8 protein-coding genes and 1 rRNA gene are annotated in these 8,595 nt (G+C 67.5%); 3 read left to right on the top strand and 6 right to left on the bottom strand.

Annotated elements, in window-relative coordinates; translation table 11 throughout:
* Nucleotides 1-240, bottom strand: a 16S ribosomal RNA gene (locus AS031_RS16360); the annotation flags it as partial.
* 93 nt (nucleotides 241-333) lie between these two features.
* On the opposite strand from AS031_RS16360, the gene AS031_RS19870 reads away from it, so the two are divergent.
* Complete coding sequence (locus AS031_RS19870; RefSeq protein ID WP_141688852.1) at nucleotides 334-729, top strand: hypothetical protein; 396 nt, start codon at nucleotides 334-336, stop codon at nucleotides 727-729.
* Nucleotides 730-743: 14 nt separating this feature from the next.
* Here the strand turns inward: AS031_RS19870 and tyrS are convergent, their stop codons facing one another.
* The 3 genes from tyrS to AS031_RS16345 are packed head-to-tail and all read right to left on the bottom strand — an operon-like array spanning nucleotide 744 to nucleotide 5,067.
* Nucleotides 744-2,057 (bottom strand): tyrosine--tRNA ligase, encoded by a 1,314-nt coding sequence (gene tyrS, locus AS031_RS16355; RefSeq protein ID WP_058269213.1) that lies wholly within the window; start codon nucleotides 2,055-2,057, stop codon nucleotides 744-746.
* A gap of 33 nt (nucleotides 2,058-2,090) precedes the next feature.
* Nucleotides 2,091-4,319 (bottom strand): HelD family protein, encoded by a 2,229-nt coding sequence (locus AS031_RS16350; RefSeq protein WP_058269212.1) that lies wholly within the window; start codon nucleotides 4,317-4,319, stop codon nucleotides 2,091-2,093.
* Nucleotides 4,320-4,371: 52 nt separating this feature from the next.
* Nucleotides 4,372-5,067, bottom strand: a complete 696-nt coding sequence (locus AS031_RS16345) for a DNA-3-methyladenine glycosylase (RefSeq protein ID WP_058269211.1) — start codon at nucleotides 5,065-5,067, stop codon at nucleotides 4,372-4,374.
* Between the two features lie 113 nt (nucleotides 5,068-5,180).
* Here AS031_RS16345 and AS031_RS16340 point away from each other — a divergent pair, with 113 nt between their 5' ends.
* Entirely contained in the window at nucleotides 5,181-6,683 is a 1,503-nt protein-coding gene (locus AS031_RS16340; protein ID WP_058269210.1) for a DNA-3-methyladenine glycosylase 2 family protein, read from the top strand.
* Entirely contained in the window at nucleotides 6,680-7,174 is a 495-nt protein-coding gene (locus AS031_RS16335; protein WP_058269209.1) for a methylated-DNA--[protein]-cysteine S-methyltransferase, read from the top strand. Before AS031_RS16340 ends, AS031_RS16335 begins: the two co-directional genes overlap by 4 nt.
* An 85-nt stretch (nucleotides 7,175-7,259) precedes the next feature.
* Here the strand turns inward: AS031_RS16335 and AS031_RS16330 are convergent, their stop codons facing one another.
* On the bottom strand, nucleotides 7,260-8,021 hold the full coding sequence (locus tag AS031_RS16330) for a maleylpyruvate isomerase family mycothiol-dependent enzyme (protein WP_058269230.1): 762 nt from the start codon (nucleotides 8,019-8,021) through the stop codon (nucleotides 7,260-7,262).
* Nucleotides 8,022-8,031: 10 nt separating this feature from the next.
* Nucleotides 8,032-8,580: a pyridoxine/pyridoxamine 5'-phosphate oxidase gene (locus AS031_RS16325; RefSeq protein WP_058269208.1), complete on the bottom strand. Its 549-nt coding sequence runs from the start codon at nucleotides 8,578-8,580 to the stop codon at nucleotides 8,032-8,034.
* Nucleotides 8,581-8,595: the final 15 nt, after the last annotated feature.

Genomic DNA, 8,595 nt, shown 5'->3' with positions numbered 1-8,595 from the left:
TGATAGGCCGCGAGTCCATCCAAAACCACAAAAGCTTTCCACCAACCACCATGCGATGGAAGGTCATATCCGGTATTAGACCCAGTTTCCCAGGCTTATCCCAGAGTCAAGGGCAGGTTACTCACGTGTTACTCACCCGTTCGCCACTAATCCAGGAGCAAGCTCCCTTCATCGTTCGACTTGCATGTGTTAAGCACGCCGCCAGCGTTCATCCTGAGCCAGGATCAAACTCTCCGTTGAAAACAAACAGACACAACCAAGAACCACGGAAACAACGCGGAACCAGGCTGCACAAAATTTGAAACCAGCCAAAAACACCATGCACACCACGGGGTGGCGGCACAGCACATTCAACCAATTACATACATAATCGGTATCAACAAACTTGGCACACTATTGAGTTCTCAAACAACAGACACATTCGAATATTCCCGAAACAATTCATTTAGCAATGAATTTCCGTTTCGTATTTCTTCGCTGCGATGTTTCAAGCTTATTTCATTCGATTTCACTTTTGCAAATCCGGCTGTTTTCCCGGAATTCACCCAGTGGAATGAAATCCACCCAGCAAAAAGTGAAGCTTTTCGTCAATCCATGCGGAGCATGTTTGAGAACCGCTTCTCAATATTTGTTGGGAGTTTGTCACCACTCAGCGGCGGCGACTCAGAAAACAATACACGCCCCTCCGCAGCCGCGCAAATCGGCTGCCGAGTGGCGTGCAGGTGGTAGGGTCCGCCGCCCGGCTACGGGACCAGGACTTCCACGGTGGCCAGGTTCTTCTTGCCACGGCGGAGCAGCAGGTATTGTCCGTGCAGCAGTTCGGATTCGGAGATGACGGCCTCGGGATCGAGCACCTTCTCGTTGTTCACGTAGGCGCCGCCCTCTCCGACAGTGCGGCGTGCTGCCGACTTGCTCTCGGAAAGGCCGGACGCCACCAGCAGGTCCACAATCCCCAACGCGTCCACCTGCACGGTGGCGGAGGGAAGTTCGGAGGTAGCTGCCTGGAGGGTCGGCTTGTCCAGCGCAGCGAGATCGCCGTTGCCGAACAGTGCAGCCGACGCCGCAATGACCTTCTCCGTTGCCTCAACACCGTGGACCAGCGCGGTCACTTCGAAGGCGAGCTTCCGCTGGCCTTCCCGGGCGAAGGGTCGCTCCGCCACAGCCTGGGCGATCTCCTCGATCTGCGCCCGCGTCAGGAAAGTGAAAACCTTGAGCCGGTCCACGACGTCGGCGTCAGCCGTGTTGAGCCAGAACTGGTAGAAGGCGTACGGGCTGCACATGCCGGCGTCGAGCCAGATGGCGTTGCCCTCGCTCTTGCCGAACTTGGTGCCGTCCGCGTTGGTGATCAGCGGCGTCCCCAGGGCGTGGACGCTCTTGCCCTCCACCTTGCGGATCAGTTCAGTTCCGCTGGTGAGGTTGCCCCACTGGTCCGAGCCGCCGGTCTGCAGCATGCAGCCGTAGTCGCGGTACAGCTGCAGGTAGTCCATGCCCTGCAGGATCTGGTAGCTGAACTCCGTGTAGCTGATGCCTTCGTCGGAGTTCAGGCGCGACGCCACGGCGTCCTTGCGCAGCATGGTTCCGACGCGGAAGTGCTTACCCACTTCCCGGAGGAAGTCGATGGCGCTCAGCGGAGCCGTCCAGTCCAGGTTGTTCACCATCTGCGCGGCGTTCTCCCCCTCGAAGCTGAGGAAGCGGCGGACCTGGGCCTGGAGGTATCCCACCCATTCCGCAACGGTGTCCTTGGTGTTCAAGGTGCGTTCCGCCGTCGGCCGCGGATCACCGATCATGCCGGTGGAACCGCCCACCAGGCCCAGAGGCCTGTGGCCGGCGAGCTGCAGCCGGCGCATGACCAGCAGCTGGACGAGGTTGCCCAGGTGCAGGCTCGGCGCGGTGGGATCGAAACCGCAATAGTACGTGACCGGCCCGTCGGCGAGGAGCTTTTCCAGCTCAGCTTCGTCGGTGGAGACGTGGACCAGGCCACGCCATTTCAGCTCCTGCCAGATGTTGGCAAAAGTGGGGTCGTTCTGTTGCGTTTCGAGGCTGTTGATGTCAGGCACGCCTTCTAAGTTAGCAGTATCGGAGTGCCCTGATCAGCGGACGATGCCGGCGGGCACCGGCTGGGCGGCGATCAGCCGCAGGCGCTGCGTGGGACGCGTCATGGCGACGTAGAGGTCACCCACCTTCCCGTGCTCGTGGTTGAGCATGGTGGACGGTTCCAGGACTACGACGCCGTCGAATTCCAGGCCCTTCGCTTCCCGGGGACTGATGACCACGATGTCCTGCTCGTAGCTGCCCGCACCGGAACCGACGCGGTGCCCGTACGCCTTGCGGAGCGCGGACGCGGCAGCCGGCAGCAGGTCGCCGTCGGCGATGACGGCGAGCAGGCCGCCGTCGAGCGCTTCCAGTTCCTCCGGAAGGACCTCCAGCAGGCGGCTGACCACGGCGCCGTCGTCCACCTCGTCGATGACCGGCGACCAGCGGCCCTCGCGGACCGCCTTGGGCGCGGACACCACCAGTCCCGCCGCGTTGGCCATGCGCACGGCGGCTTCGGCGATCTGGGATGGCGTGCGGTAGTTGACGGTCAGCTCCTCCAACTGCCACCGGTCACCGAACATCGGGGCCAGCGCACCCTGCCACGAGTTGGCACCGGCCACGGAGCTGGTCTGGGCGATGTCCCCCACGATGGTGAAGGATTTCAGCGGGCAGCGCCGCACCAGCAGCCGCCACTGCATGGGCGAGAGCTCCTGCGCCTCATCCACCACGATGTGCCCAAAGGCCCAGGTGCGGTCGCTGGTGGCACGCTCCGCGGCCGTTTGCCGGGCTTCCTGTTCGCGGTTCTGCTCCGCGAGTTCCTCCGCAGACATCAGCGGATCGACGCCTGCCGCCTGCATGTTGACCAGGGTCTGCTTGGCGTTGGCGAGGTCGCGGGCACGGTCGTGCTCCTGCTGGGCCAGGCCGCGGCCGGCGGCGGGATCCAGTTCGCCGAGCAGTTCCGCTGCCTCGTCCAGCAGCGGCACGTCAGCTTCGGTCCAGGGCGCATCGGCCGGCCGCTGGAGCAGCGCGCGCTGGGCCGGGGTCAGGTTCGGGGTGCAGAACTCCAGGATGGCGGGCTTGCTGAACAGCTCGGAAATCAGCTTCTCCGGCGTCATGGGCATCCAGCACAGGTTCAGCGCAATCCGGACGTCCCTGGCGGTGCGCACGTCCTCGGCCAGGTATGAGCGGTCGGCGTTGTTGCCGATGTTGTCCGCCTCGATCTTTTCGGTCAGCTGCTCCGTCAGCTCGCGGAGCAGGATCTTGACGAACGTCACCCGGGCCTCGTTGTGCGGCTTGCCGGTGGAGCGGGCCCGTTCGCGGGCGCGGCGCACCTGCCTCGGGGTGAGGGTCAGCTTCCGACCGTCAACCTCGAGGATGCGGTTGGCTTCGGGAATCCGCTGGCGGTTGGAGACGGCGTTGGCCACGATCTCCGCCATGTCCAGCCGGCCCTTGATGGCGGCGACGTCGGGGTCGGTTTCGGGGACTGCCTGGATGCCCGGCATGAGCCGCCCCAGGCTGGCCATGACGACGCCGGTCTCGCCCAGCGAGGGCAGGACGCGTTCGATGTATTTCATGAACGACGACGACGGGCCCACCAGCAACACGCCCGCGCTCTTGAGCCGGTCGCGGTGGGTGTACAGCAGGTAGGCGGCGCGGTGCAGCGCCACGGCAGTCTTGCCGGTGCCCGGGCCGCCCTGCACCACCAGGGCGCCGGAGATGGACGAGCGGATGATCCGGTCCTGTTCGGACTGGATGGTGCTCACGATGTCCGACATCCGGCCGGTGCGCTTGGAATTCAACGCGGCCAGCAGGGCGCCTTCGCCCTGCAGCGATTCGTCGTCGGACAGCATGCTGGCGTCCAGCACGTCGTCCTCGATGGCCTTCACTTCCCTGCCCTGCAGGATCAGGTGCCGGCGGCGGCGCACGCCCTGCCGGTCGAACGCGGTGGCCTGGTAGAAGTGTCCTGCTTCCGGGGCACGCCAGTCCACCATGAGCCGCTGCAGGTCCTCGGTGGTGAGGCCGATGCGGCCGATGTACTGGGCGTCGCCGGAGTCCAGGTCCAGGCGGCCAAACACCAGCCGGTCGTCGACGGCGTCCAGCTGGGCCAGGCGGTCCTCGTACAGTGCCGCAAACGCGTCCCGTTCGGAAACGTTCTGCATGGTGCCCACGGCGCCGGCCCGGCGCACCTGCGCCAACTGCCGGCGCTTCTCCTCGCGAAGCTCTTCCAGCCGGGCATACAGTCCGGCTACATACTCCCGTTCGTGGGCCAATTCGGCGTCGAGCATTTAACGTTCCCCTATCGCAAAAGACAGACCGTCCATTCTACAACCATTTCCGTTAACGCTGGTGAAACCGGGCCGTGCCCGGGGCGGGGGCAGGACGGTGCTTTCGTGGCCGCTGCACAGCAGGCTTGTAGCGGGACACCGTGGGGTCGCCGGTGAGCCAGAAGCGCCATGCATACTCCTCCGAACCCCCGGCGCCGGATACGCCCACGCGGGGACCTGAGCTGACGTCGCCGGCCGGCCCGGGCGGAAGTACCAGCGCAAAAGGCGGTGCGAGTGCGTCGCGGCCGCTGTCCGCCGTCGTCAGTCCCAATGCCTTGGCGAGCCGCGCGGGGCCGCTGGCGAGGTCGGACCGGTGTTTCGACGTCGGCCGCCGCAGCCGGGCAAGCTCAACGCCCTCCACCACCTCCCCCGCGCGCAGCAGCAGCGCCGACGCTGCGCCGGCCGGCCCGCACACGATGTTGGTGCAGTGATGCATGCCATAGGTGAAGTAGACGTACAGGTGGCCGGGCGGACCGAACATGGGGGCGTTGCGGGCGGTGGGGCCGCGGTACGTGTGCGAGCCCGGGTCCGGGTGCAGCGAATCCTCCGGGCCCATATAGGCCTCCACCTCGGTGAGCCGCACGGCCACGGCACCGTCCCGGGACTCGTGCCTCAGCACCGCGCCTAACAGCTGCGGGGCAAGGTCACGGGCATCGCCGGACAGGATTCCGCGCAGCTGTTCCGCGTCCGGGGCGGGTGGTACATCCATGCCCAGACCTTACCCATGTGCGCCGAAAATACCGGAACCGCGCCTCCCGGCGGACCAACGGACATGTCCGATTTCCGCTAGTGCAGCCGGATGCCGGCTGGCAGGATGGAGGAATGGACTTTTGGCAGCGCTACCGGGCCATCGATGCCCGGGACACCCGTTTCGACGGGCAGTTCTTCACCGCGGTCAGGTCCACCGGCATCTATTGCAGGCCGTCCTGCCCGGCACGGACCCCGAAGGCCGCAAACGTGACGTTCTACGAAACCTCCGCGGCCGCGCACGACGCCGGCTACCGCGCCTGCAAGCGCTGCCTCCCGGAGGCCGTGCCCGGGACTCCTGCCTGGAACATCCGGCAGGACGTGGCCGGCCGTGCCATGCGGCTGATCAACGACGGGGTGATCAACCGCGACGGCGTCGAGGGCCTGGCATCCCGGCTGGGCTACTCCGCGCGGCAGCTGAACCGGATCCTGACCCAGGAACTGGGCGCCGGTCCCCTGTCACTGGCCCGGGCCGGCCGCGCCCAGACCGCGCGCACCCTCCTGGTGTCCACGCCGATGAAGCTCGCCGACATCGCGTTTGCCGCCGGCTTCAGCAGCGTCCGCCAGTTCAACGAGACCGTGGCCGAGGTCTTCGCCATGACGCCCACGGCCCTGCGCGCCACCGCACGGCACGGCCGGGCAGCGGCCGGCAGCACCGCCCTCACCCTGGGCCTGCCCTACCGGGAGCCATTCGACCCCGGGATCTTCACTTTCCTGGCGGTCCGGGCCATCCCCGGCATCGAGGCCGGGACCACCACCTCCTACGCCCGCACCCTAAGGCTGCCGCACGGCGACGCCCGCTTCACGGTGGCGTACGACGGCGGCGCCCGGGGACGGCCGCTCACGCTCACCGTCGGCGCGGTGGACCTGCGCGACCTGCCGGCGCTGCTCAGCCGGGTCCGCCGGCTGTTCGACCTGGACGCCGATCCCGAAGCGATCGACGGCACCCTGGCCGCTGACTCCCGCCTCGCCAAAGCAGTGGGCGAGGCGCCGGGCATCAGACTGCCGGGGGCTCTGGACCCGCAGGAACTGCTGGTCCGTGCCATGGTCGGCCAGCAGATCACCGTGGCGGCGGCCCGGACGGCCCTGACCCAGCTGGCCGCCGCGGGCAGTCCCAGCACCGCCCCCGGTGACGGGCTGGACCGCATGTTCCCCACGCCGGCCGAGATAGCCGCGGCAGGGCACCTGCTCCGCGGTCCCCGCCGTCGAACGGAATCGCTGCTGCACGCCGCGACAGCCATGGCCGACGGCGAGCTCGACTTCGGCTATGGCGACGATCTGCCGGGCTTGTCCGCGGCGCTCCTGCCGCTGCCCGGCGTCGGCCCCTGGACAGTGGGCTACGTGGCCATGCGGGTCCTGGGCGCACCGGACATCTTCCTGGCCAATGACGCCGCGGTCCGGAACGGTATCCGCGCACTCGCTCCCGGCGGGGCCGGCACCGGAGGCACCGCCGGCCCTGACTTCAGGGAAGTCAGCCCCTGGCGCTCCTACGCCACCATGCACCTCTGGCAGGCGGCGGCGCAGGCCGCGCAGTCCCGCCGTCCGACGCCATCCGATCCCGCGAAAGTGATGCCATGACAGCCCAGCTGCTTCAGATGTCCACCCCCGACGGCCCGTTCACCATCATCGCCAGGGACGGCATGGTGCTGGCCTCGGGCTGGACTGCCGGTCCCGGGGAACTGACGGGACAGATCCATCCCGGCCTGCTGCCCGAGTCCCTGCAGGAGGTGACCGGACTCCCGGGCATATCGGCCGCCGTCGACGCCTTCTACAGCGGCGACCCGGAACCGGCGATGGCGGTGCCGGTGCTGCAGCGCTCCGGCCCTTTCCGCGCCCATGCCTGGGACGTCCTGCGGCAGGTCAAGCCGGGGTTCCCGGTGACCTACACCGAATACGCGGCCCTTGCCGGCAACCCGAAGGCCGTCCGGGCGGCGGCCAGCGCGTGCGCGTTCAATGCTGCCGCGCTGTTCGTCCCCTGCCATCGGGTGATCCGGACGGACGGCAGCCTGGGCGGGTTCCGCTGGGGCCTGCGGATCAAGGAAAGCCTGCTGGAGCGCGAGGCCGCCTGACACAGCTTCCGCGCCCGGTTTGCTCTATCACTTTTGGTCCCTAAAACCCCGGTTTAGGGACCAAAAGTGATAGGGCAGCGGTGCGCTATTGAGGGTTCGGCGTTGCCGAGGGCCAGGGCAGCAGGTCCGGGAGGTCCGTGCCGTCGGCGTCGGCGGACGCCCGGAGGCTGCCGAGGGTCGGTTCGCGTCCGGCAAGCCAGGCGGCGATATCGGTCAGCATCCCGTTGATCACAATCGACCGGTGTCCGCTGCCCAAGGCGACCGGCGGAAGGCCGAGCGACTGCAGGACCAGCCTGTCGCCGGGCCGGACGCGCGGTTCGAGGAACGTGAAGAGGTGTTCACAGAACTCCCGGCTCCAGGTTTCCGGGCCCCGGCCGGTCAGCAGGTCGGCGTTGTGGATGGTGAGTTCGCGCCACAGCGCCAGCCCGCCGTCGAGCACCACACCGCCGCGGTAGGCGATCGGGGCCCACCAGCCGGTCCTGTTCGCCGCCGAATCCTTGACCCCGGGCAGCGTGTCGAAGGCGTGCAGGGCACGGGCAACGGCGGCTGCCACGTCAGCCTGGTGGGTTGCGGCATCGTGCCCGGCCGCCATGTCGATGGCCCGGTTCCGGCCGTCCATGCCGCCGTCGTACAGCTCCACGGTCTCACCTCGGGCCGCGTATTCGAGCTGGCGGGCCATCGCGTTGGCGATGCCGGCCAGGTGTGCCAGGACATGCCCGCGCGTCCAGCCGGGCAGCGCTGAGGGTGCCTTGACGTCCTCGTCGGTGAGCTTGGCGACGTCGGTGGTGACGGCGCCGGCCGCTGCGTGGAGTGCGGCGAGCAGGTTCTCGGGGGCAGGATCTGTCATGGCGCTCATCCTAGCCCGTGGGGTTCCCGTTCCGGTCCAGCCTGTGACGGACGTGCCGGCCGTCGTTGCTGCCCTGCCAGAACTCATACTCCACGGGCTGCAGCGCATACAGCTGCCAGTCCGGGTTGTCGCTGCCATCGGCACGGGGCCGCTCATGCCAGTCAACGGCAGAGGCTGCGGCGGACAGTTCCGCGACCGTGCCCGCCACGCGGACCTGGCGGCCCAGGCCGGGCCAGTAGAAGTTCATTGCCGCCCGCGGCGATTCCGCAAGTTCCTGCCCCTTCCGTGAGGTGCGGGACGTGGCGAAGTGCCAGCCGTCGTCGTCGATGTTCTTGAGGATGAGCATGCGCGACGACGGCTGCGGCCCGCCGTCGGGATCCTCACCGACCGTGGCCAGGCTGAAGGCGTGCGGCTGCTGCGTGCCCGCAGCGAGGGCCTCATCCAGCCACTGTTTGAAGAGTTCCGCGGGTTCCCTGGGCGCCTTGTCCGGGTCGAACCCGGGGAGGTTGTCCGGGAAGTCCGGGAGGGTGCGAAGGAATCTGCGGAAGGTTTCGCTCATGGCGCCATGGTAGCC

Origin of the sequence: Pseudarthrobacter enclensis, from assembly GCF_001457025.1 — a bacterium.
Lineage (GTDB): Bacteria > Actinomycetota > Actinomycetes > Actinomycetales > Micrococcaceae > Arthrobacter > Arthrobacter enclensis.
Note: the sequence above shows the minus strand (reverse complement) of the source record. Positions and strands in the feature narration are given on the sequence as shown.